This window comes from Erwinia tasmaniensis Et1/99, assembly GCF_000026185.1.
GTDB classification, from domain to species: domain Bacteria; phylum Pseudomonadota; class Gammaproteobacteria; order Enterobacterales; family Enterobacteriaceae; genus Erwinia; species Erwinia tasmaniensis.
Genome location: NC_010694.1, coordinates 1,017,424 through 1,042,654, shown reverse-complemented (window position 1 = coordinate 1,042,654; position 25,231 = coordinate 1,017,424). Strand labels below are relative to the sequence as shown.

Here is a 25,231-nt window from a genome sequence, read left to right as displayed (position 1 = left end):
CGGATCGCCGATCCGCCCTTTTACAGGGAGCGAACGCTCCCTATTTTTCCATTGCGTTACGCGTTCTGACGCCACCATTCGGCCAACAGCACGCCGGTCGCTACCGAAACGTTAAGGCTTTCAACGTTGCCGGTGCCGCTGATAGAAACGCTGAGATCGCCCTGCTCTAAAGTACTGTCAGACAGACCGTCGCGCTCCTGGCCCAGCACCAGCACCATTTTGGCCGGCAGTTCTGCCTTCGCCAGCGGTATACCCTGATGGCTGGACGTGGTGACGATGGTATAGCCCGCTTTACGGAACGCATCCAATCCCGCGGCAAAACTTTCACCGCTGATGGCCTGCACATGTTCCGCTCCACCTTCTGCGGTACGCACCGCCGCCCCTGACTCTAACAGGGAAGCATCATCCACCAGCAAACCCTTAGCGCCAAAGTGCGCACAGCTGCGCATAATGCCACCCAGATTGTGCGGGTTACCGATATCTTCCAGCGCCAGCACGCAATCTTTCTGACCGGACTGCGCCAGCCATTCGCTCACCGGCATGCCGACGCGCTTTTTAATCAGGAAGCAGACACCACCATGGTGTTCAGTGCCGGATGCCTTCTGTAGCTCGGCGTCATCAACGGTGTGATAAGCCTTACGGTTGGCGGCCATCCACTTTAACGCATCGCGGAAGCGTGGCGTGACGCTTTGCACAAACCAGGCGCGTACGATAGATTCCGGGCGGCTCTGGAACAATGCCTGACAGGCATGTTCTCCGTAAACACGCGTCTCTTCCATACGCTGGCGGCGCAGCTGTTCGGGATTGATGAAGCTTTTCCCGCTGATGCCACCGTGATCGGGTTTGTCATCCGCCGCTGCGGCATTGGGCGCACGGGAAACGGTACGCCACGGAGAGTCAGAACGCCCTTCGTCGCGATCGCGCCCGCCACGTGGCTTGCTGTCTGTCGTGCGCGCGGGACGGCGTTCACCGTCCTGACGATAGCCACCTTTACCGGTACGCGGGTTTTTTCCGCTTTTGCTGTTTTCGTCATCGCCGCGAACATACATCACTTTGACCTTACTGCTCTTACCTTTCAATTCGTCGTTCATTTGTCCTCCACCTGGGCTGAGCGCGAAGCGCGCAGATTACCTGATGTCGCAGCGCTTAGCTATTAACTTCCGATAAATGCGCCCATATGCTGCCCACCAGCGGCAACATCTGTGAGAGTTTACCTATCAAACATATTGGACGAACCACGTTGAGCGACTTATCCCCCCTCCGCATACTATTCGCCATCGACGGAAAACGCAGTAAGCAATTACTTACTCCTGCAATGAGGTGAATAATGAATACAGTTTGCTCATCATGTCAGGCAACCAACCGGGTGCCGGTAGAACGCGTTGCGGACGATGCTAAATGCGGCCGCTGCGGCGATAACCTGTTTGACGGGAAGGTGGTCAATGCCACGGCCGCGACCCTGGATAAATATTTACAGGGCGACCTGCCGGTGGTGATCGACTTCTGGGCCCCCTGGTGCGGCCCCTGCGTCAACTTTGCCCCCGTTTATGAGGCGGTTGCCCGCGAGCGCGGTCGTCAAATACGCTTTTTAAAGGTGAATACCGAAGCTGAACCGGCGCTAAGCGCCCGCTTCCGCATTCGGAGTATTCCAACCATTATGCTGTTTAAACAGGGCGAAGTGGCCGATGTGCTGAGCGGAGCAATGCCAAAAGCCCCCTTTGAAGCCTGGCTTGATGAAAATCTGTAGACTGATTGGGCGGGCAGCGTGGGTCAGAATTGGTTAGAATAGCGTTTTTCGCTGATGACTGATGATGACCGATAACGCTGTTTTGCGCCTGCGCGCCGGGCGACTCGCCCGAGCAACGCGCCCCTTCCTCGCCCGGGGCAATCGCATTAGCCGCTGCCAGGGCTGCCTGCTGCCGCAAAAAAACTGCCTGTGCGCCACTATCATGCCCCAACAGGCGCGCAGCCGTTTTTGCCTGGTGATGTTTGACAGCGAGCCGATGAAGCCGAGTAATACCGGGCGGCTGATTGCCGATATTCTGCCGGACACGCTGGCGTTTGGCTGGTCACGTACCGAGCCGGATGCAGATCTGCTTCAGGCCGTGCAAAATACCCATTATCAGCCGATGGTGGTTTTTCCTGAATCCTATGCCGACCCCGCACGCCCGGTGCTAAACGCTCCGCCGCTCGACGGCAAACCGCCGCTGTTTATTATGCTGGACGGCACCTGGACGGAAGCGCGCAAAATGTTCCGTAAAAGCCCGTGGCTGGATGCGCTGCCGGTGATGTCGCTCAGGCTGACGCGGCCTTCTAACTATCAGCTGCGCACGGCTCATGCCGCTGGCCAACACTGCACGGCCGAAGTCGCGGCTGAACTGCTGTTGCAGGCGGGCGATAGCGCGGCAGGAGAAGGGCTGTTCAGCCATTTCGATCGTTTTCGCCAGCGGTATCTGGCTGGTAAACCCCATCATCCGTCTTATCAATGCACGGATCGTGAATCGACGTCCGCTGCCAATTAGCTGATGCACAGCACAGCATTTTCACCCACTCCAGAGTAAGATCAGAATACGATTAACTGAAGGAGCGGCGATGAGCCAGCGCGGACTAGAAGCTCTGTTAAGACCGAAATCCATTGCGGTGATCGGTGCCTCTATCCGGTCAGAGCGCGCCGGGTATTTGATGATGCGTAATCTGCTGGCCGGTGGCTTCAGCGGCCCGGTGCTGCCGGTCACGCGCAAATATCAGGCGGTATGTGGCGTGCTGACCTGGCCTGATATCGCCAGCCTGCCCCTCTCACCGGACCTGGCGGTCCTTTGCACTCACGGGCGGCGTAATCTGGAATTATTACGCGCGCTGGGCGAACGCGGTTGCAAAGCCTGTATTGTGCTCTCTGCTCCGCGCGACCAGCTGCCCGAGCTGAAAGCCTGCGCCAGCCGCTGGCAAATCCGTCTGCTTGGCCCTAATAGCCTCGGCCTGCTGGCCCCCTGGCAAGGGCTGAACGCCAGCTTCTCACCGGTTCCCATCAGACCCGGTAAACTGGCCTTTATCTCGCAGTCGTCTGCGGTTTCCAACACCATTCTTGACTGGGCGCAGCAGCGCCAGCAGGGCTTCTCATGGTTTATCGCGCTGGGTGACAGTCTGGATATCGATGCCGATGACCTGCTGGACTTTCTCGCCCGTGACGGGAAGACCAGCGCCATCCTGCTTTATCTTGAACAGCTCAGCGATGCGCGGCGTTTTGTTTCGGCCGCCCGCAGCGCCTCACGTAATAAACCCATCGTGGTGATTAAAAGCGGAAGAAGCCCGCAGGCCCAGCGCCTGCTCAATACTCAGGGGGGAATGGATGCCGCCTGGGATGCCGCCATCCAACGCGCGGGGCTGCTGCGCGTACAGGATACCCATGAATTGTTCTCGGCGGTTGAAACGCTCAGTTATATGCGCCCGCTGCGCGGTGAGCGGCTGATGATCGTCAGCAACGGCGCGGCACCAGCAGCATTGGCACTGGACGCACTGTATGCCCGTAACGGCAGGCTCGCCACCCTGAATGAGTCTTTACTCGTCTCATTAGCCTCAGTGCTGCCCGTCGGCGATGTTGCGGGCAACCCGCTCGACCTGAAAGATGATGCAACGCCAGAGCGTTATATCCAGATACTGTCAATGCTATTCGATAGCCACGATCTTGATGCGCTGTTGATCATACATGCTCCCAGTGCGGTAGCGCCCGCTTCACTCACGGCGCAAAAGGTCATTGAGCTGGTAAAACAGCATCCGCGTGCCCGGCAGATAACCCTGCTGACCAACTGGTGCGGCGAATTCTCCTCACAGCAGGCCCGGCTGCTGTTTAATAAAGCGGGCATTCCCACTTATCGTACGCCAGAAGGAACGGTCGGCGCTTTTATGCATATGGTGGAGTATCGGCGTAATCAGAAGCAGCTGCGTGAAACGCCCGCCTTGCCGCCTGACCTCACCGCCAACACCAGCGATGCCCACCGGATAATCCAGCGCGCCCTGGCAGACGGCATAACGTGCCTGGATACTCACCAGGTGCAGCCGATTTTGCAGGCATATGGCTTGAAAACACCCCCGACCTGGATTGCCAGCAACAGTTCGCAGGCGGTGCAAATTGCCGCGAAAATCGGCTATCCGGTGGCGTTGAAGCTGCGTTCACCGGATATCCCACATAAATCGGAAGTCCAGGGCGTGATGCTGTTCCTGCGCACGGCCGATGAAGTGCGGCAGGCGGCAAATGCGATGGTCGATCGCGCCGCTGCTGCCTGGCCACAGGCACGTATACAGGGGCTGCTGGTACAAAGCATGGCAAACCGGGCCGGGGGGCATGAGCTGCGGATTGTGGTGGAGCAGGACCCGCTGTTTGGCCCAATTATTATGCTGGGTGAGGGCGGTTCCCCCTGGCAGGACGATCGTCAGGCCGCAACCGCCCTGCCGCCGCTCAATATGGCGCTGGCGCGCTATCTGGTTAAACAGGCCCTCGTCAGCGGTAAAATACGCGGGCGCAGCGCGCTGCATACGCTGGATCCAGACGGGCTTATCCAGCTGCTGGTGCAGGTATCAAACCTGATCGTGGACTGTCCGGAAATTGTTCGCTTAGAAATCCATCCGCTATTGGCCAGTGATACCGGGTTTACGCCGCTGGACGTCACGCTCCAGCTGGCGCATTTCAACGGCGATGCACAGTCCCGGCTGACAATACGCCCTTATCCACACGAGCTGGAAGAAATCGTTCAGCTTAAAAATGGCCAGCGCACGCTTTTCCGCCCAATTCTGCCGGAAGACGAGCCGCTGCTTCAGCAATTTATTTCACGGGTGACAAAAGAAGACCTTTATTATCGCTACTTTAGTGAGATAAATGAGTTCACTCATGACGATTTAGCCAACATGACGCAAATCGACTACGATCGCGAAATGGCCATCGTCGCGGTACGGCAGCATGACGATTTCAGCGAGATCATTGGGGTCACGCGCGCCATTTCCGACGCTGATAACATCGATGCGGAATTTTCTGTGCTGGTGCGCTCTGACCTGAAAGGGCTGGGGCTCGGGCGTCGTCTGCTGGAAAAAATGATTGCCTATACGCGCCAGCATGGCTTACATCAACTGAACGGCATTACCATGCCGGGCAATCAGGGCATGATGTCGCTGGCACGCAAGTTAGGATTTGAGATGGATATTCAGCTGGAGGAGGGCATCGTCAGCCTTACGCTGCCATTGCAGGAGCAGGATGCAGGTACGGAAAGGTAAATCTGCTACCATCGGGAAAATCTAATGGTATTATGCGCGGTTAGAACCTTTTATCCTGTGGTCAAAGGCCATTTCATGAACAGGGAAGCAACGCACTGTGATGTTGACCAAATTTAAACGCAATAAACACCAACAGCACCTTGCCCAGCTGCCAAAAATTCCGCAGTCCGCGGCTGATTTCACCACGCTTTTCTCACCGTCTGATTTTCGTCAGACCCTGCTGGAAAAGATTGCCTCCGCCACCCGCCGTATTTGCATCGTCGCGCTCTATCTGGAAAACGATGAGGGGGGGCGCGCTATCCTCTCTGCGCTCTATGCCGCAAAACAACGCCGTCCGGAGCTGGATATTCGCGTACTGGTCGACTGGCATCGGGCTCAAAGAGGACGTATCGGTGCAGCGGCCGGCGTGACAAACGCCGACTGGTATTGTGAAATGGCCAGCCAGCACCCTGGTGCTGCTATTCCCGTTTATGGTATTCCGGTTAATACGCGTGAAGCGCTCGGTGTGCTGCATTTAAAAGGCTCGGTTATTGATGATAGCGTGCTGTATACCGGTGCCAGCTTCAATGATGTTTATCTGCATCAGAAAGACAAATATCGCTATGACCGCTATCAGCTGATCGGCAACCAGGTGCTCGCCGACACCCTGTTTGACTGGATAGAAACAAACTTGATTCAGGCTGAAGCGGTGCATCGCCTGAATCGTCTGGAGCGCCCTACCAGCCCGGAAATCAAAAATGAAACCCGCCAGTTTCGCCAAGAGCTGCGCGGCTTCGACTATGAATTCGATGGCGTAGCCAGCAATGAGGAGCTGTCCGTCACTCCGCTGGTCGGTTTGGGAAAACGCAGCCTGCTTAATAAGACCATCTATCATCTGATGCCCTGTGCCGAGCGCAAGCTGACGATCTGCACACCTTATTTCAACCTGCCGGCCATTCTGGTGCGCAACATTATCTGGCTGCTGCGGCGAGGCAAGGAGGTGGAGATCATCGTCGGAGACAAAACCGCTAACGATTTCTATATCCCTCAGGACCAGCCATTTAAGATCATCAGCGCATTGCCCTATCTGTATGAGATTAACCTGCGACGTTTTCTCAGTCGGTTGCAGTATTACGTCGACAGCGGGCAGTTAACCGTACGTCTGTGGAAGGATGGCGAGAATAGTTACCACCTGAAGGGGTTGTGGGTGGACGAGGAATGGATGATGGTGACCGGAAATAACCTGAATCCGCGCGCATGGCGTTTGGACCTGGAAAATGCCGTGCTGATCCACGATCCTCTGCAACAGCTGGCCGAACAGCGCGATCACGAACTCAACCTCATTCGTGAACACACGACCCGGGTGCAGCATTTCCACGATCTTGAAAGCATCGCCGACTATCCGGTAAAGGTGCGCAAATTGATTCGTCGGCTGCGACGTATCCGGATAGATCGCCTAATCAGCCGTATTCTCTGATCGTGTTATTGCTGGCTTATCGGAGGCCGTATGCGCATTTTCCTGCTTGTCAGCCTGCTGTCGTGTAGCGGCTGCACTCATATGGCGCAAGACGAGTGGACCGGGCGTGACAAAGCCCAGCATTTCCTCTCTTCCGCTTTTTTTGCCGCAGCGGGGAATGCGTATGGCGACCGGCAAAACGGGAGCCGGGGCCACAGTGCAGGCTTCGGCGTTTTGTTTTCTATCAGCCTCGGGGCCGCTAAAGAGCTGTACGACAGCCGCGCGGGAGGAACGGGCTGGAGCTGGAAGGATTTTAGCTGGGATCTAGCCGGTGCTGCCACCGGCTACGCATTATGGAATATCGATCGGTAATTACAGTTTTAAACCCTGCCCACGCCGATGCAACATTAGCGAAACTAAGAACGCCAGCGCGCCCATCCCAGATACATACCAGAAGAAACTGGTTTCGCTGCCCGCAGCCTTCAGAGACAGGGCAACATACTCTGCTGAACCACCAAACAGCGCATTAGCAACCGCATAGGATAATCCTACTCCCAACGCCCTGACTTCGGGTGGGAACATCTCTGCTTTCAAGATCCCACTGATCGAAGTGTAGAAACTGGTGATCACCAATGCGAGCATTACCAGCGCAAAGGCCAGTAGCGGACTGGTCACGCTCTGGAGGATCGTCAGAATTGGCACGGTACAAATCGCAGCCAGGGCACCAAAGATCAACATTGAATAGCGGCGGCCAATTTTATCCGACAGGGCGCCGACGAATGGTTGAAGCAGCATAAAAACAAATAGCGCCGCGGTCATTAGCACGCTGGCCGTTTTATGGTCCATCGCCGCGGTATTGACCAGGTACTTCTGCATATAGGTGGTAAAGGTATAGAAACTGAGAGACCCCCCGGCGGTAAAACCCAGAACCATAAGAAAAGCGCGCCGGTGTTTCCACAGCCCTTTCAGCGATCCTGCATCTTTGTGAGCACGGGTTTTAACATCCGACGTTTCATTCAATGAGCGCCGCAGGTAAAGCGCAACGACGGCAAGCAAAGCTCCCAGCGCAAACGGGATGCGCCAACCCCAGTCACGCAGCTCTGTATCCGACAGAACCTGTTGCAATATTACCACGGTTAACAACGCCAGTAACTGCCCCCCAATAAGGGTAACGTACTGGAAAGACGCATAAAAACCTTTGCGCCCCTCTACGGCAACTTCACTCATGTAGGTCGCGCTGGTGCCATATTCACCACCAACGGACAGGCCTTGAAACAGCCGGGCCAGCAGCAGCAATGCAGGTGCCCAAACGCCGATGGCGTCGTAACCTGGAAGACAGGCAATGACCAGCGAACCAAAGCACATCATGCATACCGAAATCAACATAGAGGCTTTTCGCCCGTGTTTGTCGCCGATGTAGCCAAAAATCCAACCTCCGATCGGCCTCATCAAAAAGCCTGCGGCAAATACCCCAGCGGTTTGCAATAGCTGTGTTGTAGGATTACCACTTGGAAAGAAGATGTGGGCGAAGTAAAGCGAACAGAATGAATAAACATAGAAGTCGAACCACTCTACCAGATTACCCGATGAAGCCCCGACAATGGCCCAGATGCGCTGACGGGTGGTGATCGAGCCTTGCCCCTGCATATTATTCGTGGTGACTGAGTCTGTCATTAAATACACCTCGTGAATGAGTCCCTGCTTTGCTAAGCACCAAAGGAATTTAATGTATCAGTAAATATCAGCCAACTGTTTGTTACGAGATTATTTTAAATCTATTGAACGCGTTTTTTGTGAGCGGGATTTGACTGTTGCTTAGAGAAGGTGTCAGTGATGAATATCAATAAATGTCTGTAACGCAAAAAGGCCATCCCGAAGGATGGCCTTTTGCTTTATTTGATGCCTGGCAGTTCCCTACTCTCGCATGGGGAGACCCCACACTACCATCGGCGCTACGGCGTTTCACTTCTGAGTTCGGCATGGGGTCAGGTGGGACCACCGCGCTACAGCCGCCAGGCAAATTCTTTGTGCACGAAACGAATCTTTTTCACTGGTGCCGCGTTGGCCCAGCGCAAAATCTTTCGTTTCCGCTAATTCTTTTATCCGGTACAAGCTGAAAATATCTTTGCGTCTCTCAACACAACCCAGAACGCTTCTGGCGTTGTAAGGTTAAGCCTCACGGGTCATTAGTACCGGTTAGCTCAACGCATCGCTGCGCTTACACACCCGGCCTATCAACGTCGTAGTCTTCAACGTCCCTTCAGGACTCTCAAGGAGTCAGGGAAGATTCATCTCGAGGCAAGTTTCGCGCTTAGATGCTTTCAGCGCTTATCTTTTCCGCACTTAGCTACCGGGCAATGCCATTGGCATGACAACCCGAACACCAGCGGTGCGTTCACTCCGGTCCTCTCGTACTAGGAGCAACCCCTCTCAATCTTCCAGCGCCCACGGCAGATAGGGACCGAACTGTCTCACGACGTTCTAAACCCAGCTCGCGTACCACTTTAAACGGCGAACAGCCGTACCCTTGGGACCTACTTCAGCCCCAGGATGTGATGAGCCGACATCGAGGTGCCAAACACCGCCGTCGATATGAACTCTTGGGCGGTATCAGCCTGTTATCCCCGGAGTACCTTTTATCCGTTGAGCGATGGCCCTTCCATTCAGAACCACCGGATCACTATGACCTGCTTTCGCACCTGCTCGAGCCGTCACTCTCGCAGTCAAGCCAGCTTATGCCATTGCACTAACCTCACGATGTCCGACCGTGATTAGCTGACCTTCGTGCTCCTCCGTTACTCTTTAGGAGGAGACCGCCCCAGTCAAACTACCCACCAGACACTGTCCCCACGCCGGATCACGGCGCCAGGTTAGAACATCAAACGTTAAAGGGTGGTATTTCAAGGTTGGCTCCACGCAGACTGGCGTCCACGCTTCGAAGCCTCCCACCTATCCTACACATCAAGGCTCAATGTTCAGTGTCAAGCTGTAGTAAAGGTTCACGGGGTCTTTCCGTCTTGCCGCGGGTACACTGCATCTTCACAGCGAGTTCAATTTCACTGAGTCTCGGGTGGAGACAGCCTGGCCATCATTACGCCATTCGTGCAGGTCGGAACTTACCCGACAAGGAATTTCGCTACCTTAGGACCGTTATAGTTACGGCCGCCGTTTACCGGGGCTTCGATCAAGAGCTTCTCCTTGCGGATAACCCCATCAATTAACCTTCCGGCACCGGGCAGGCGTCACACCGTATACGTCCACTTTCGTGTTTGCACAGTGCTGTGTTTTTAATAAACAGTTGCAGCCAGCTGGTATCTTCGACTGGCTTCGGCTCCACGAGCTTGTCGCTTCACCTACGCGCCAGCGTGCCTTCTCCCGAAGTTACGGCACCATTTTGCCTAGTTCCTTCACCCGAGTTCTCTCAAGCGCCTTGGTATTCTCTACCTGACCACCTGTGTCGGTTTGGGGTACGATTGGTCGTTACCTGATGCTTAGAGGCTTTTCCTGGAAGCAGGGCATTTGTTACTTCAGCACCGTAGTGCCTCGTCATCACGCCTCAGCCTTAAAGAGTTCCGGATTTGCCTGGAACTCAAGCCTACACGCTTAAACCGGGACAACCGTCGCCCGGCTAACATAGCCTTCTCCGTCCCCCCTTCGCAGTAACGCCCAGTACGGGAATATTAACCCGTTTCCCATCGACTACGCCTTTCGGCCTCGCCTTAGGGGTCGACTCACCCTGCCCCGATTAACGTTGGACAGGAACCCTTGGTCTTCCGGCGAGCGGGCTTTTCACCCGCTTTATCGTTACTTATGTCAGCATTCGCACTTCTGATACCTCCAGCATGCCTCACAGCACACCTTCGACGGCTTACAGAACGCTCCCCTACCCAACAACGCATAAGCGTCGCTGCCGCAGCTTCGGTGCATGGTTTAGCCCCGTTACATCTTCCGCGCAGGCCGACTCGACCAGTGAGCTATTACGCTTTCTTTAAATGATGGCTGCTTCTAAGCCAACATCCTGGCTGTCTGTGCCTTCCCACATCGTTTCCCACTTAACCATGACTTTGGGACCTTAGCTGGCGGTCTGGGTTGTTTCCCTCTTCACGACGGACGTTAGCACCCGCCGTGTGTCTCCCGTGATAACATTCTCCGGTATTCGCAGTTTGCATCGGGTTGGTAAGCCGGGATGGCCCCCTAGCCGAAACAGTGCTCTACCCCCGGAGATGAGTTCACGAGGCGCTACCTAAATAGCTTTCGGGGAGAACCAGCTATCTCCCGGTTTGATTGGCCTTTCACCCCCAGCCACAGGTCATCCGCTAATTTTTCAACATTAGTCGGTTCGGTCCTCCAGTTAGTGTTACCCAACCTTCAACCTGCCCATGGCTAGATCACCGGGTTTCGGGTCTATACCCTGCAACTTAACGCCCAGTTAAGACTCGGTTTCCCTGCGGCTCCCCTATACGGTTAACCTTGCTACAGAATATAAGTCGCTGACCCATTATACAAAAGGTACGCAGTCACACCACGAAGGTGCTCCCACTGCTTGTACGTACACGGTTTCAGGTTCTGTTTCACTCCCCTCGCCGGGGTTCTTTTCGCCTTTCCCTCACGGTACTGGTTCACTATCGGTCAGTCAGGAGTATTTAGCCTTGGAGGATGGTCCCCCCATATTCAGACAGGATGTCACGTGTCCCGCCCTACTCATCGAACTCACAGCAAGTGCATTTTTGTGTACGGGGCTGTCACCCTTTACTGCGCGACTTTCCAGACGCTTCCACTAATGCACAAACTGATTCAGGTTCTGGGCTGTTCCCCGTTCGCTCGCCGCTACTGGGGGAATCTCGGTTGATTTCTTTTCCTCGGGGTACTTAGATGTTTCAGTTCCCCCGGTTCGCCTCATGCCGCTATGTATTCATGACATGATAGTGCAACGGATTGCACTGGGTTTCCCCATTCGGGTATCGTCGGTTGTTGCGGTTCATATCACCTTACCGACGCTTATCGCAGATTAGCACGCCCTTCATCGCCTCTGACTGCCTAGGCATCCACCGTGTACGCTTAGTCGCTTAACCTCACAACCCACAAGCGTCCCGAAAGACGTGTTGTCGGCTGTAAGCATTTGAGAGACTCTAACGTATCGTTGATTTCATTCTTATTACGGAGAATGAATACGACACGTCGTTTCAATTTTCAGCTTGTTCCGGATTATTAAAGAGCATATATCTCAAACGTGACTCGCTTTCGCATAATCAGTTTTGAGATACGGGTGATAACGTCTTTCACTTCGTTATCGGTATGGCGTCCCCAAGGGGATTCGAACCCCTGTTACAGCCGTGAAAGGGCAGTGTCCTGGGCCTCTAGACGATGGGGACTCTGGTGTTCTTCGCTCATTACTTCTATCAGACAATCTGTGTGGACACTGCGCCGGAAGGTATCTTCAGGTAAGGAGGTGATCCAACCGCAGGTTCCCCTACGGTTACCTTGTTACGACTTCACCCCAGTCATGAATCACAAAGTGGTAAGCGCCCTCCCGAAGGTTAAGCTACCTACTTCTTTTGCAACCCACTCCCATGGTGTGACGGGCGGTGTGTACAAGGCCCGGGAACGTATTCACCGTAGCATTCTGATCTACGATTACTAGCGATTCCGACTTCACGGAGTCGAGTTGCAGACTCCGATCCGGACTACGACGCACTTTATGAGGTCCGCTTGCTCTCGCGAGGTCGCTTCTCTTTGTATGCGCCATTGTAGCACGTGTGTAGCCCTGGCCGTAAGGGCCATGATGACTTGACGTCATCCCCACCTTCCTCCGGTTTATCACCGGCAGTCTCCTTTGAGTTCCCGACCGAATCGCTGGCAACAAAGGATAAGGGTTGCGCTCGTTGCGGGACTTAACCCAACATTTCACAACACGAGCTGACGACAGCCATGCAGCACCTGTCTCACGGTTCCCGAAGGCACTAAGGCATCTCTGCCGAATTCCGTGGATGTCAAGGCCAGGTAAGGTTCTTCGCGTTGCATCGAATTAAACCACATGCTCCACCGCTTGTGCGGGCCCCCGTCAATTCATTTGAGTTTTAACCTTGCGGCCGTACTCCCCAGGCGGTCGACTTAACGCGTTAGCTCCGGAAGCCACTCCTCAAGGGAACAGCCTCCAAGTCGACATCGTTTACGGCGTGGACTACCAGGGTATCTAATCCTGTTTGCTCCCCACGCTTTCGCACCTGAGCGTCAGTCTTTGTCCAGGGGGCCGCCTTCGCCACCGGTATTCCTCCAGATCTCTACGCATTTCACCGCTACACCTGGAATTCTACCCCCCTCTACAAGACTCTAGCCTGCCAGTTTCGAATGCAGTTCCCGGGTTGAGCCCGGGGATTTCACATCCGACTTGACAGACCGCCTGCGTGCGCTTTACGCCCAGTAATTCCGATTAACGCTTGCACCCTCCGTATTACCGCGGCTGCTGGCACGGAGTTAGCCGGTGCTTCTTCTGCGGGTAACGTCAATCGACGGGGTTATTAACCCCATCGCCTTCCTCCCCGCTGAAAGTACTTTACAACCCGAAGGCCTTCTTCATACACGCGGCATGGCTGCATCAGGCTTGCGCCCATTGTGCAATATTCCCCACTGCTGCCTCCCGTAGGAGTCTGGACCGTGTCTCAGTTCCAGTGTGGCTGGTCATCCTCTCAGACCAGCTAGGGATCGTCGCCTAGGTGAGCCGTTACCCCACCTACTAGCTAATCCCATCTGGGCACATCCGATGGCGTGAGGCCCGAAGGTCCCCCACTTTGGTCTGTAGACGTTATGCGGTATTAGCTACCGTTTCCAGTAGTTATCCCCCTCCATCGGGCAGTTTCCCAGACATTACTCACCCGTCCGCCACTCGTCACCCAAGAGCAAGCTCTCTGTGCTACCGTTCGACTTGCATGTGTTAGGCCTGCCGCCAGCGTTCAATCTGAGCCATGATCAAACTCTTCAATTAAAAGTTCGATTTGCTGAAACAAGTTCAGCGATGCTCAATCGTAAAACGTCATAATGAATGTCATTATGTGTTCACTCATGAGGCTTGATATTTTTTTTGACACCCGGAGGTGTCTGATATCAATCCTGCGAGTGCCCACACAGATTGTCTGATAAATTGTTAAAGAGCGGTGCGAACAGTGCCGGAGCTTCCTGTCGCGAGGTGGCGTATACTACGCTTTCCTCCTTCGGAGTCAACCTCTTTTTGAGAAGTTTTTCCGGCGGTTCAGAACTTCCTGAACCTCTCAACACGCTGGCCTGTAAGCCGTTGTTCCGTGTCGATGGAGGCGCATTATAGGGTGAGCTCGCAGGAACGCAAGTGGAAATCTATAATTATTTACCACCTGCTTTAATTTCATACGAAATGCTGTTTTTTAACCCTTTTTAATACGTCCTGGCAACTCTTTAAGGCTGTTAAGCACCCAGTCGGCGGTATTCTCACCTTCTGCAGTGACCGGTTTGCCGCTGCGTACCAGCACTTTCTTACCAACGCCAGCCGCTGCCGCTGCCTGCATATCTTCTATCTTATCGCCTACCATATAAGAAGCAGACATATCGATGTTCAATTCCTGCTGCGCAGTGAGCAGCATGCCGGGCTGGGGTTTGCGGCAGTCACACGACTGCTTAAAGGTTTCTGTGACGCCCTCCGGATGATGCGGACAGAAATAGATGCCGTCCAGATCGACATCTCGATCGGCCAGTGACCAGTCCATCCATTCGGTCAACTGCATAAATTGATCTTCGCTAAACATACCTCGCGCTATGCCTGACTGGTTAGTGACCAGCACCAGCGCGAAGCCCATCTGCTTTAGCTCACGCATCGCGTCAATGACGCCATCAATAAACTCAAAGTTGTCGATTTCAGAGACATAACCGTGATCGACATTAATTGTGCCATCACGATCGAGAAAAATTGCGGGGACCTTATCAGCCACGTTGAAACTCCTGCTGCAAAAATTTGCCGTAGAGTATCGCATGATTGCCTCGAAAGAGAGAATGTCCGATTGAATGACACCGATTGATTTAGACGTCTGGATGCCTTACCATCCACTTAGTCCCGGCAATTACGGGATGCGGTTATCATCAACGCCACGGCTTAGCCCTATCACGATAATAAATAAATCAATGATTAAACTTTCAAATATTACCAAAGTGTTCCAGCAAGGCTCACGCACCATCACGGCGCTGACAGATGTCAGTTTGCATGTGCCCGCCGGGCAAATTTATGGTGTGATCGGTGCATCGGGTGCAGGAAAGAGTACCCTGATCCGCTGCGTCAATCTGTTGGAACGACCAACCTCTGGTCAGGTTCTGGTTGATAATCAGGATCTCACGACGCTTTCTGAAACGCAGCTAACGCTGGCACGTCGTCAGATTGGAATGATATTTCAACATTTCAATCTGCTTAGCTCACGCACCGTTGCTGGAAACGTGGCGCTCCCGCTGGAGCTGGGCAATCTGACGAAAGCGGAAATTAAAACGCGCGTCGCCGAATTGCTGGATTTGGTCGGTCTGGCCGACAAACATGACTCCTGGCCTGCCAATCTCTCTGGCGGTCAGAAACAGCGCGTGGCGATTGCCCGGGCGCTGGCCAGCAATCCTAAGGTGCTGCTGTGCGATGAAGCGACCAGCGCTCTGGACCCGGCCACGACACGCTCTATTCTCGAACTGCTAAAAGATATCAATCGCCGCCTGGGCATTACCATCCTGCTGATCACGCACGAAATGGACGTGGTGAAACGTATTTGTGATTGCGTTGCCGTTATCAGCAATGGCCAGCTGATTGAGCAGGACACGGTCAGTGAAGTGTTTTCTCACCCTAAAACGCCGCTGGCACAGCAGTTTATCCAGTCTACGCTGCATCTGGATATTCCCGATGACTATCAGCAGCGCCTGTCACCCGAAGCCAGCGACACCACCATGCCGCTGTTACGTCTGGAATTTACCGGACAGTCGGTTGATGCCCCTCTGCTTTCAGAGTCGGCCCGGCGCTTTAACGTTAATAACAATATTATCAGCGCGCAGATGGATTACGCCGGTGGTGTGAAATTCGGCATCATGCTGGCCGAAATCCACGGCGAAGCGGCCAATATTCAGGCCACCATCGCGTTCCTGCAAGAACATCATGTAAAGGTAGAGGTACTGGGTTATGTCTGAGGCAATGATGTGGCTACTGGGTCGCGGCGTCTGGGAAACCCTGATGATGACCTTTGTCTCCGGTTTTTTTGGCTTTGTTCTTGGCCTGCCGGTTGGGGTGCTTCTCTACGTTACCCGTCCGGGGCAGATTGCCGCCAATGCCAAACTGTACAGCGTGCTGTCAGCTATGGTGAACATCTTCCGTTCCATTCCTTTTATCATTTTATTGGTTTGGATGATCCCTTTCACCAGAATTATCGTCGGCACGTCCATCGGGCTGCAGGCGGCAATTGTGCCACTTACCGTTGGTGCCGCACCTTTCATTGCACGCATGGTTGAGAATGCGCTGCTTGAACTGCCGACCGGTTTGATTGAGGCCTCGCGCGCTATGGGGGCGACTCCGCTGCAAATTATCCGCAAAGTTCTGTTGCCGGAGGCACTACCGGGTCTGGTGAATGCCGCTACTATTACCTTAATCACTCTCGTCGGCTACTCTGCTATGGGCGGCGCCGTCGGGGCAGGCGGATTGGGCCAGATTGGTTATCAGTATGGCTATATTGGTTACAACGCCACGGTGATGAATACCGTACTCGTGTTGTTGGTTGTTCTGGTGTATTTGATTCAGCTCTGTGGCGATCGCATTGTTCGGGCAGTCAGCCATAAATAAACATCACTGTGATTTCTCTCTATATTAAGGAAGGGATATGTCTTTTAATTTGAAAACGTTTGCCGCTGTAGGTGCACTGATCGGAACCCTGGCGTTGGTAGGCTGCGATCAGAAAGCCAAAGATCCTAATCACATCAAAGTTGGCGTTATCGTTGGCAGCGAGCAGCAGGTTGCTGATGTGGCTGCGAAAGTGGCCAAAGATAAATATGGCCTGGACGTCGAGCTGGTCACCTTCAATGATTACGTGTTACCCAATGAAGCGTTGAGCAAAGGCGATATCGATGTTAACGCCTTCCAGCATAAACCTTACCTCGATCAGCAAATTAAAGATCGCGGCTATAAGTTGGTTTCTGTTGGCAGCACCTTCGTCTACCCAATCGCGGGCTACTCGAAGAAGATCAAGTCTCTGGATGAGCTTCAGAACGGCGCTCAGGTTGCCATTCCTAACGACCCTACTAATTTGGGACGCACCCTGTTACTGCTACAGAAGGTCGGCCTGATCAAGCTGAAAGACGGCGTTGGCCTGCTGCCAACCTCACTGGACGTGGTTGAAAACCCGAAAAACCTGAAGCTGGTAGAGCTGGAAGCGCCACAGCTGCCGCGTTCACTGGACGATCAGCAGATTGCCCTGGCGGTGATTAACACCACCTACGCCAGCCAGATTAACCTGACTCCGGCGAAAGACGGTATCTTCGTAGAAGATAAGAACTCGCCTTACGTTAACCTCATCGTGGCTCGTGAAGATAACAAAGACGCGGAAAACGTGAAAAAATTCGTACAGGCTTACCAGTCTGATGAAGTCAATGACGCGGCCAATAAAGTCTTTAACGGCGGCGCAGTAAAAGGCTGGTAACAGCCTAATGCGGGCAGCAGCAACGGCTGCCCGCAACGCTTTATTCCTGCTGCAATCCCCTCTTGTACGCTATCCGCTTGTCATTTCCGCTTCAGCTTGCTTCAATAACGCCACTTTTCCGAATGAGGATTTTTCCATGCGTGTTTTACCGCTCTGTTTGTTAGCACTGACGCTGACAGGGTGTTCGTTGCTTAAGCGGCCTTATAAACCCGTTACACCTTTTCCGCCGTCAGCACAAACCGAGCCAACGCGGACGAAGCCGGCTGCGCGCCCTGCCCCGGTAAAACTGTATACCGATCCCGCTGATTTGGTCAGTTTGCCCTTCAGGGATCTCGGCGAGGTCTATGGTGATGACTGCCAAAGCAGTAGCCAGGACTCCCCGGCAAACATGGCCACCGCACGTAAGCGTATGCAGCTGCGTGCTTCTGGCATGAAAGCCAATGCGGTGCTGGTGCATCAGTGTGAAATCGTCAATGCTGCGCAGGGCTGTTTCCGTAAGGCGATATGTCAGGGTTCTGCACTTAAAGTCAGCAAGCCATGAGCGAGTTCTCCTTCGCCCAGATTGGCGTGATCCATTCTCCGTGGAAGGAGAAGTTTGCCGTACCGCGTCAGCCCAGGCTGGTCGAAGACGGCGGCGGTGAGCTTCATCTGCAGGCCCCGTATAATCATCCGGATGCGGTAAGAGGTCTGGAAGAGTTTAGCCATCTCTGGCTGCTGTTTGTTTTCCATCAGACGATGGAAGGCGGCTGGCGTCCTACCGTGCGTCCACCGCGTTTAGGTGGCAACGCACGTATGGGGGTTTTCGCCACCCGCTCGACCTTCCGCCCCAATCCGGTGGGGATGTCGCTGGTTGAACTTAAAGGCATCCGCTGCCAAAAGCATCAGGTGATACTGCAATTAGGCAGCCTGGACCTGGTAGACGGCACGCCGGTTATCGATATCAAGCCCTATCTGCCGTTTGCCGAATCGCTGTCGGATGCCCGTGCCGGGTTTGCCCAGCAGGCCCCCACGGCCGATATGTCGGTCAGTTTCAGCTCCAGCGCACGGCAGCAGCTGATTCAGCTTCAGCCTCGCTATCCGCATCTTGAGCGTTTTATCACTCAGGTACTGGCGCAAGACCCTCGCCCCGCGTATCGCAAAGGGGAAGAAGCCGGGCGTGAATATGCCGCATGGCTGCTGGATTTCAATGTGCGCTGGCAGATTATCCCTTCGGGCAGCGAAGTCATTGCCATAGACCCGCGTTAATTTATCGCGGCATCTTTTGACTCAACGAACACGCTGCTACACTAGCGTCCACATTTTTTGACTCTTTTTCCGTTTATATGGAATCGTAACTCATGCGCACTACTCAATATCTGCTCTCCACCCTGAAGGAGACCCCTGCCGACGCTGAAGTGATCAGCCACCAGCTGATGCTGCGTGCCGGGATGATCCGCAAACTGGCATCGGGCCTTTACACCTGGTTGCCAACCGGTCTACGCGTACTGAAGAAAGTGGAAAATATCGTGCGTGAAGAGATGAACAACGCAGGGGCCATTGAAATTTCCATGCCGGTGGTGCAACCCGCCGATCTGTGGCAGGAGAGTGGGCGTTGGGAGCAGTACGGCCCGGAACTGTTGCGCCTGGTCGATCGTAGCGATCGTCCTTTTGTGCTTGGCCCAACCCATGAAGAGGTCATCACCGATTTAATCCGTAATGAGCTAAGTTCATATAAACAGCTGCCGCTGAACCTGTTCCAGATCCAGACTAAATTCCGCGATGAGGTACGCCCTCGCTTTGGCGTTATGCGTTCGCGTGAATTCATCATGAAGGATGCTTACTCATTCCACACCAGTCAGGGATCCTTACAGGAAACCTACGACGCCATGTACCGCGCATACAGCCAGAGCTTCAGCCGCATGGGGCTTGATTTCCGTGCCGTACAGGCAGATACCGGCTCTATCGGCGGCAGCGCCTCTCACGAATTCCAGGTGCTGGCGCAGAGCGGCGAAGACGATATCGTGTTCTCTACCGGATCGGATTACGCAGCCAATATTGAGATGGCCGAGGCTCTGCCGCCGGCGGGCGGTCGTGCCGATGCCACGCAGGAACGCGTACAGTTCGCCACGCCAGAGGCAAAAACCATCGCCGACCTGGTTGAGCAGTTTACTCTGCCGATTGAAAAAACCGTTAAAACCCTGATGGTCAAGGCGACCAAAGAGAGTGGCCACACGCTGGTTGCTCTGCTGGTGCGTGGCGACCACGAGCTTAACGAAATTAAAGCGGAGAAGATCGATATCGTTGCCGCGCCGCTGACCTTCGCCACCGAAGAAGAGATCCGCGCCCTGGTTAATGCAGGACCGGGTTCACTCGGCCCCGTTGGCCTGAATATGCCGATCGTGGCCGACCGTACCGTGGCCGCAATGAGTGATTTCAGCGCCGGTGCCAACATCGACGGCCAGCATTTTAGCGGCATTAACTGGCAGCGCGATCTGCCGCTGCCGCGTATCGCGGATATTCGTAATGTGGTTGAAGGCGATGCCAGCCCGGATGGCAAAGGCACGCTGCTGATCAAGCGCGGTATCGAAGTCGGCCATATTTTCCAGCTGGGCACCAAATACTCTGAAGCGATGAAAGCCTCGGTACAGGGTGAAGATGGGCGCAACCAGACATTGACCATGGGCTGCTACGGTATTGGTATCACCCGTATCGTGGCTGCGGCGATAGAACAGAACCACGACGAGCGCGGGATTATCTGGTCTCCGGCGTTAGCGCCTTTCCAGGTGGCCATTCTGCCGATGAACATGCAGAAATCCTTCCGTGTTAAAGAGCTGGCCGAAGCGCTTTATCAGCAGCTGCGTGCTAAAGGTATTGATGTGATTCTGGACGATCGCAAAGAGCGTCCGGGCGTGATGTTTGCCGATATGGAGCTGATTGGCGTACCGCATACTATCGTGATTGGCGAACGTAATCTTGATAACGATGAGATTGAGTATAAAGCTCGCCGCGGCGGTGAGAAACGGTTGATTAAAACCGACGAAATCGTTGATTTCCTGATGGCTGAACTGGCGCAATAATTTTCAGGCGGTTCGCCACGGTTTCACACTCCCCCCGGTCGTTGATTAGCCAGCGACCGGGGTTTATTTTTTCCAGCCGGGTGACGTTTCTTTGCCCTTACATGTCTGAAGCCGTTAATACCCGCTACGCAGGCCTGAATTAAGCTTCTGCCGCTCGGTGCGCCACAGGCTCATCCTGTAAAATATCGAAAATAATATAGATTAAGGCATTAAAACTTATTATTCATTTTAATATCATTAAAATCCGCAGCTGAATTGACTCTCTTCCAATATACTCCCGCCATTCATCCCCCTAAATCAGCCGGAGTAATTAAAATAACCTTTTAATTCACGCCGACTATTTATTAGATATTTAAGCAGAGAGAAAATGAAACGCCTCACCGGAATCTGTCTTTTGGCCCTTTTTAAGCCAGTCGACGCTTTAGCTCATGTAAAATGGTTTGTTGATTACGATACGACGAAAGAGCCCGTATCTCTGATGGAAATAATGCAGTCCGGCGAATTTATCGGCCTGCTCTTATTATCTACGCTGGTTATTTTCCTGACTTCGGTGCTGGACAGAAAAATCCCCTCGCCGGTTGATGTCAGCCGCTGGCAGCCACGCCTGAACTGTCTTGAAAGCCTGGTTCCCAAGGTGATGCGTTACGGTACTTCAGGGTTCTTTCTGACGCTGGCACTATTTTTTCCTAACATCATCCTGACTCCAGAGCTGGTAATAGAAAACCCGGCTTTAGTTTATGTCCATTATCTGATCGCCATAACCGCATTTCATCAGCGTACCAGCCTGATTGCCGGCGTAGCTGTCCTGTTCCTGTATGGCTACGCTATCCAGCTGTATGGCTTGTTCCATATGCTCGATTATCTGGTATTTATCGGTACTGGCGTCTATCTGATTATGCAGACGCTGCGTCCGGTAGCGGTGCGAGGACTGGCGATTGAGCTGGTGCGTTTTACCCTCGCCTACTCTTTCCTGTGGGGCGCAATTGAAAAGTTCATGCATCCGGAACTGTTCCATCAGCTGTTAACCGAACACAGCTATGTCGCTATGGGGCTTGACTGGTCGTTCTTTATTCGCGCCTGTGGATTTGTTGAGTTCTGCTGTGCCTGGCACATATATAGCGGCAGGGCGGCAGGATATGCCGGGATTGGCGTCATGGGCTTTTTCGTTACGGTGGCAGTGATACCTTTCGGCATGATCGATTTCATCGGCCATTTCCTGTTTATTATTCCGCTGGTCGCTATTTTATTTATTCCGCGTAAAACCCCGCTTTGTGCCACCGCGACCTGTAATACGTTTGGCTTTATCTTTACGCTTGCGCTGTATATGGGCGTTTCGTATGCCACCTATTATATTTTGCACTTCTATAAGCATATGCACTTATTTTCCTGACGTCATCCGGCTTGCGATCTGTAGGGAGTCAATTTGCCGAATGCGCATGACGACCTACAAATCTACAGCCTACTGATAGCGAAAGCGCACGACAAAGTTCTGGCTTCACGGCCGGAACTTCGTCGTTTTCAATAAGCAGCGAGAGCGGGTTTAATCGCCGCGGATTTTGCCGCGCAGTGATTTCGTTGACGCCTTGCGCGCCTTACCTTCCAACCGCCGTTTCTTCGACGCCAGCGTTGGGCGCGTTGCACGGCGGGTTTTCTCCACCGTGGTAAGCTCCAGGATCAGATTCTCTAGACGCTTTAACGCGGCCTCACGATTCATCTCCTGACTGCGATACTCCTGTGCTTTGATAATGACCATTCCTTCCGGGGTGATGAGATGGTGACTCACCGCCAGCATGCGCTGCTGGTAAAATTCCGGCAGGCTGGAGGCGCGAATATCAAAGCGCAGATGAATGGCCGTCGAACTTTTATTCACATGTTGGCCACCGGCACCCTGCGCGCGGATCGCAGAGAGCTCGATGTCGGCATCAGGAATAACGATCCCGCGTGGCAATACTATCACCTGTTTTTCCCGCCTTCCTGCCACTGCTCGAACTGAATTTCCAGGTGGTTAACGTCATCTGAAAGCCAGATAGTACCGTCCTGAATGGTCGCCTGAAGGATCATTGAGCGTGAAGCCATCTGGCCCAGGGCGGCAAGTTTTTCATCATTCAAATAGCGTACCGTCAGATTATCGTGCTGCGCCAGTTTGTTCTGATGCTGCTGCCACCAGGGCTGGGCGGCACGCCCGTTATAGGTATACAGCCAGACCTGCTGAGAGCGGCTACAGGCTTTTTTAATCCTGCGCTCGTCCGGCAGCCCCAGATCAATCCAGGTGTCGATACCGTTATGGTCATTGAGCTGCCACACCTCTGGCTCATCTTCAGCGCTCAGCCCGCGCGTAAAGGCCAGGCGTTCGTTAGCGTGCACCATCCAGGCCAGCAGGCGCAGCATCATTCTCTCTGCGGTTTCTGAAGGGTGACGGGCCAGGGTCAGGGTATTGTCAATAAAGACGTTACGGTCCATATCCGCGACATTAACCGTGGCTTTGTAAATTGTTGCTTTCAGTGCCATAAGTATCCTTATCTTAGTTGCGGAGTATTGTAACCGGATGACGCCTTAAATCACCTGATAACGGGCTGATTTCCCTAAATGGGCTGTGTTATAGTCAGAATATCGCCAGAGAAAACGCTCTGGGAGGCGCGGATGCAAGATATGGCGGGTGAATTCGTCGCCCCTATGCCGGGCCTGTCAGTGGCTAACGAAAACAGGTGCCGTAACAGAATGCACTCGGTGAGATAGCCGCAGTTTTGAGCTACTCTCTTCCTTCAGGGAACGGGCAGCGATTGCTGCCGCAAGTTTAAAAGGTGAGCGACTATGTTGACGAATGAGGTTTACAGACCGATCAACTGTGATGATTATGATAGTCTGGAGCTCGCCTGCCAGAACGGCTGGATGCTGGCGCTGACGTTAAAAAACGGCGAGCAGCTGCAGGCGAGAGCAAAAGATATGGTGTCACGTAAGAACGTGGAATACCTGAGTATTGAGGTTGCCGGAGCCTGTCAGGAGCTGCGCCTCGACCATATACTCAGCTTCAACCATCCGGAACTTGGTACGGTGGTGGTCAGCGAACCTGATTAGCCCTTATCCCGCGGGCAGTCCGACAATCTGCCCGCTGCTCCTATCTTACCCTCCCCTGCTAAGGTTTTAAGCCCGCATAATAAGCGGCCAAATCGTCAATATCTTCGTCACTCAGCCCGGCAACAAAGGCCTTCATCATCTCGGCCTGTCCACCGCTGCGAGCACCGCTTTTATACGCCTGTAATGCCTGAACCAGCCAGGGAGCATTCTGCCCGGCAAGGTTGGGGTAAATTGGTATGATCGCCTTGCCCTCTGCACCATGACAGGCGGCACAGCGGTCAGATTTTTCTTGTCCCGCGCGGCGATTGCCGTCGGCCTGGCCTGGTGCACTGATGCAGAGCAGCAGCAGTGCCAGCACAAGATATTGCATCATCGTTCTCCACGGTTAGGTTTATCGACGCCAGTCAATGTGCAGGGCCTTTGCGCCCGGCTGCACGCTGCCATCGCGGGTCACAAATACCCCCTGGGCGGCAATCAAACGATCGTTATAGAAGATGAGCGGAATACGCTCGCGCCGCCACGGCGGGATACCGTGCTCCTGCCACAGTTTTTTTAGCGAACGGCTGCCGGCACGACCGACAATATGAAAAGCCCCCGCGGCCTGAAAACGCACGCCGAGGATCTCTGCCGGCTGCGGATAACGCAGTGCGATACCTTTCGGACTCAGGCGCAGTTCTCCCAGGTCATCTGGCAAGGTTAACGGCCGCCAGGGAGCTGGCCACGCCAGCCGGCATGAGCCCAGCGGCTGTAGAGGCGAGAGCCAATAGAGGCGATCGCGGAAACGCCGAACTTCGCTGCGGCCGATCCGCAGGCGCGGATCGGCATCTGCACGGCTACAGGCGACTTCCTGCCACAGCCGCTGTAGCGCATCGCGTGACGGCATGCTGCCGTGCTGTCGTGCGATCCAGCGCCGCAGCAGGGCAAAACGCCGAACGTCGCTCATCGCCAGCAGCGGCGTGAAATTCAGCGCGCCAGACTCATCCACCAGCGCATCAAGCGACTCGGACAGCAGCTCATCCAGCAGGTGCTCCTGCTCACCGCAAAGCTGCGCACTGCGCGCCACCGCGCTGGCAAAATGCGGCCAGCGCTGATTGAGCAACGGCATCACCCGTAAACGCAGGAAATTGCGGTCGTAACGTGCATCCTGATTACTGTCATCCTCAATCCAGTCGAGCTGGTGGCGATGCGCCCAGCATTCCAGCTGCTGACGACTTTGCGCCAGCAGCGGGCGCAGATGACGACGATCTCCCTGACGCTGTTCCTGTGGCATCGCCGCCAGCCCGGCCGGGCCGCTGCCGCGCTTTAACGCCAGCAGCAACGTTTCGCTCTGATCGTCCAGATGCTGTGCGGTCAGCAGGGTTTCCCCCGCCTCCAGCTGCGCATGCAGGGCACGGTAACGCGCCTGACGTGCCGCCGCTTCAATCCCCCCTTCGCGGGCATCGACCTGCACCCGGATCACCATCAGCGGCACCTGCCATCGTGCACACTGCTGCTGGCAGTGCGCCGCCCAGCCGTCGGCCAACGGATTCAGCCCATGATGAATGTGAACCGCACGTAGCCGCAGCTGCGGCCGCCGCTCTCTTAGCTGCACCAGCTGATGCAGCAATACGCTGGAGTCAAGACCGCCGCTGTAGGCCAGCAACACCGCGTGCTCCGCCGCAAGCGACTGTTCAAGATAAGCAATGGCAGACATAGCATTCCTGACAAAAAGAACCCGGCAACCGCGC

The 25,231-nt window shown here is 54.3% G+C and carries 20 protein-coding genes, 1 tRNA gene and 3 rRNA genes; 13 read left to right on the top strand and 11 right to left on the bottom strand.

Annotated elements, in window-relative coordinates; all coding sequences use genetic code 11:
* Nucleotides 1-56: 56 nt before the first annotated feature.
* Nucleotides 57-1,091, bottom strand: a complete 1,035-nt coding sequence (locus ETA_RS05735; RefSeq protein WP_012440676.1) for a tRNA/rRNA methyltransferase — start codon at nucleotides 1,089-1,091, stop codon at nucleotides 57-59.
* A gap of 236 nt (nucleotides 1,092-1,327) precedes the next feature.
* Between ETA_RS05735 and trxC the strand changes: the two genes are divergently transcribed.
* The 5 genes from trxC (at nucleotide 1,328) to ETA_RS05710 (ending at nucleotide 7,069) form a co-directional block, all read left to right on the top strand.
* Nucleotides 1,328-1,747 carry a thioredoxin TrxC gene (gene trxC, locus ETA_RS05730; protein ID WP_012440675.1) on the top strand — a complete coding sequence of 140 codons (420 nt, stop codon included), beginning with the start codon at nucleotides 1,328-1,330 and terminating at the stop codon, nucleotides 1,745-1,747.
* Nucleotides 1,748-1,811: 64 nt separating this feature from the next.
* On the top strand, nucleotides 1,812-2,522 hold the full coding sequence (locus tag ETA_RS05725; RefSeq protein WP_012440674.1) for a tRNA-uridine aminocarboxypropyltransferase: 711 nt from the start codon (nucleotides 1,812-1,814) through the stop codon (nucleotides 2,520-2,522).
* Between the two features lie 70 nt (nucleotides 2,523-2,592).
* Entirely contained in the window at nucleotides 2,593-5,262 is a 2,670-nt protein-coding gene (locus tag ETA_RS05720) for a bifunctional acetate--CoA ligase family protein/GNAT family N-acetyltransferase (RefSeq protein ID WP_012440673.1), read from the top strand.
* 97 nt (nucleotides 5,263-5,359) lie between these two features.
* Nucleotides 5,360-6,718 carry a CDP-diacylglycerol--serine O-phosphatidyltransferase gene (gene pssA / locus ETA_RS05715; protein WP_193345526.1) on the top strand — a complete coding sequence of 453 codons (1,359 nt, stop codon included), beginning with the start codon at nucleotides 5,360-5,362 and terminating at the stop codon, nucleotides 6,716-6,718.
* A gap of 30 nt (nucleotides 6,719-6,748) precedes the next feature.
* The gene (locus ETA_RS05710; RefSeq protein WP_012440671.1) at nucleotides 6,749-7,069 is read left to right on the top strand and encodes a YfiM family lipoprotein; all 321 of its coding nucleotides are present in this window, start codon (nucleotides 6,749-6,751) and stop codon (nucleotides 7,067-7,069) included.
* On the opposite strand, the gene ETA_RS05705 is transcribed toward ETA_RS05710, so the two are convergent.
* The 6 genes from ETA_RS05705 to gmhB form a co-directional block, all read right to left on the bottom strand.
* A complete protein-coding gene (locus ETA_RS05705; protein WP_042958698.1) occupies nucleotides 7,070-8,371 on the bottom strand; it encodes an MFS transporter in 1,302 nt (433 codons plus the stop codon).
* Nucleotides 8,372-8,598: 227 nt separating this feature from the next.
* Nucleotides 8,599-8,714: ribosomal RNA gene (gene rrf, locus ETA_RS05700) — 5S ribosomal RNA — on the bottom strand.
* 148 nt (nucleotides 8,715-8,862) lie between these two features.
* Nucleotides 8,863-11,769 (bottom strand): 23S ribosomal RNA (locus tag ETA_RS05695).
* A gap of 224 nt (nucleotides 11,770-11,993) precedes the next feature.
* Nucleotides 11,994-12,069, bottom strand: a tRNA-Glu gene (locus ETA_RS05690).
* A 70-nt stretch (nucleotides 12,070-12,139) separates the two neighbouring features.
* Nucleotides 12,140-13,679, bottom strand: a 16S ribosomal RNA gene (locus ETA_RS05685).
* The 16S, 23S and 5S rRNA genes sit together here with 1 tRNA gene alongside, the layout of an rRNA operon.
* Before the next feature lie 412 nt (nucleotides 13,680-14,091).
* Nucleotides 14,092-14,652, bottom strand: coding sequence for a D-glycero-beta-D-manno-heptose 1,7-bisphosphate 7-phosphatase (gene gmhB, locus ETA_RS05680; RefSeq protein ID WP_012440669.1), 561 nt, complete (start codon nucleotides 14,650-14,652; stop codon nucleotides 14,092-14,094).
* 190 nt (nucleotides 14,653-14,842) lie between these two features.
* Between gmhB and metN the strand changes: the two genes are divergently transcribed.
* The 7 genes from metN to ETA_RS05645 all read left to right on the top strand — a co-directional run bounded on the left by metN (nucleotide 14,843) and on the right by ETA_RS05645 (nucleotide 21,819).
* The gene (metN, locus tag ETA_RS05675; protein WP_012440668.1) at nucleotides 14,843-15,874 is read left to right on the top strand and encodes a methionine ABC transporter ATP-binding protein MetN; all 1,032 of its coding nucleotides are present in this window, start codon (nucleotides 14,843-14,845) and stop codon (nucleotides 15,872-15,874) included.
* Entirely contained in the window at nucleotides 15,867-16,520 is a 654-nt protein-coding gene (locus ETA_RS05670) for a methionine ABC transporter permease MetI (protein ID WP_012440667.1), read from the top strand. Before metN ends, ETA_RS05670 begins: the two co-directional genes overlap by 8 nt.
* 37 nt (nucleotides 16,521-16,557) lie before the next feature.
* Nucleotides 16,558-17,373: a MetQ/NlpA family lipoprotein gene (locus ETA_RS05665; RefSeq protein WP_012440666.1), complete on the top strand. Its 816-nt coding sequence runs from the start codon at nucleotides 16,558-16,560 to the stop codon at nucleotides 17,371-17,373.
* Nucleotides 17,374-17,509: 136 nt separating this feature from the next.
* Entirely contained in the window at nucleotides 17,510-17,914 is a 405-nt protein-coding gene (gene rcsF, locus ETA_RS05660; RefSeq protein WP_012440665.1) for an Rcs stress response system protein RcsF, read from the top strand.
* Nucleotides 17,911-18,618 carry a tRNA (N6-threonylcarbamoyladenosine(37)-N6)-methyltransferase TrmO gene (tsaA, locus tag ETA_RS05655; RefSeq protein ID WP_012440664.1) on the top strand — a complete coding sequence of 236 codons (708 nt, stop codon included), beginning with the start codon at nucleotides 17,911-17,913 and terminating at the stop codon, nucleotides 18,616-18,618. The genes rcsF and tsaA overlap by 4 nt, the downstream gene beginning before the upstream one ends.
* A 92-nt stretch (nucleotides 18,619-18,710) precedes the next feature.
* Nucleotides 18,711-20,429, top strand: coding sequence for a proline--tRNA ligase (gene proS / locus ETA_RS05650; protein WP_012440663.1), 1,719 nt, complete (start codon nucleotides 18,711-18,713; stop codon nucleotides 20,427-20,429).
* Nucleotides 20,430-20,796: 367 nt separating this feature from the next.
* Nucleotides 20,797-21,819, top strand: coding sequence for a hypothetical protein (locus tag ETA_RS05645; RefSeq protein ID WP_012440662.1), 1,023 nt, complete (start codon nucleotides 20,797-20,799; stop codon nucleotides 21,817-21,819).
* Between the two features lie 150 nt (nucleotides 21,820-21,969).
* Here ETA_RS05645 and arfB read toward each other — a convergent pair whose 3' ends face one another.
* Together arfB and ETA_RS05635 are read right to left on the bottom strand one after the other, a co-directional pair.
* The gene (gene arfB, locus ETA_RS05640; RefSeq protein ID WP_012440661.1) at nucleotides 21,970-22,386 is read right to left on the bottom strand and encodes an alternative ribosome rescue aminoacyl-tRNA hydrolase ArfB; all 417 of its coding nucleotides are present in this window, start codon (nucleotides 22,384-22,386) and stop codon (nucleotides 21,970-21,972) included.
* Nucleotides 22,383-22,937: a YaeQ family protein gene (locus tag ETA_RS05635; RefSeq protein ID WP_012440660.1), complete on the bottom strand. Its 555-nt coding sequence runs from the start codon at nucleotides 22,935-22,937 to the stop codon at nucleotides 22,383-22,385. The genes arfB and ETA_RS05635 overlap by 4 nt, the downstream gene beginning before the upstream one ends.
* Before the next feature lie 303 nt (nucleotides 22,938-23,240).
* Here ETA_RS05635 and rof point away from each other — a divergent pair, with 303 nt between their 5' ends.
* On the top strand, nucleotides 23,241-23,504 hold the full coding sequence (gene rof, locus ETA_RS05630; protein ID WP_012440659.1) for a Rho-binding antiterminator: 264 nt from the start codon (nucleotides 23,241-23,243) through the stop codon (nucleotides 23,502-23,504).
* Between the two features lie 58 nt (nucleotides 23,505-23,562).
* Here the strand turns inward: rof and ETA_RS05625 are convergent, their stop codons facing one another.
* Both ETA_RS05625 and tilS read right to left on the bottom strand, forming a co-directional pair.
* Nucleotides 23,563-23,877 (bottom strand): c-type cytochrome, encoded by a 315-nt coding sequence (locus tag ETA_RS05625; RefSeq protein ID WP_012440658.1) that lies wholly within the window; start codon nucleotides 23,875-23,877, stop codon nucleotides 23,563-23,565.
* Nucleotides 23,878-23,895: 18 nt separating this feature from the next.
* On the bottom strand, nucleotides 23,896-25,197 hold the full coding sequence (gene tilS / locus ETA_RS05620; protein ID WP_012440657.1) for a tRNA lysidine(34) synthetase TilS: 1,302 nt from the start codon (nucleotides 25,195-25,197) through the stop codon (nucleotides 23,896-23,898).
* Between the last annotated feature and the right edge of the window lie 34 nt (nucleotides 25,198-25,231).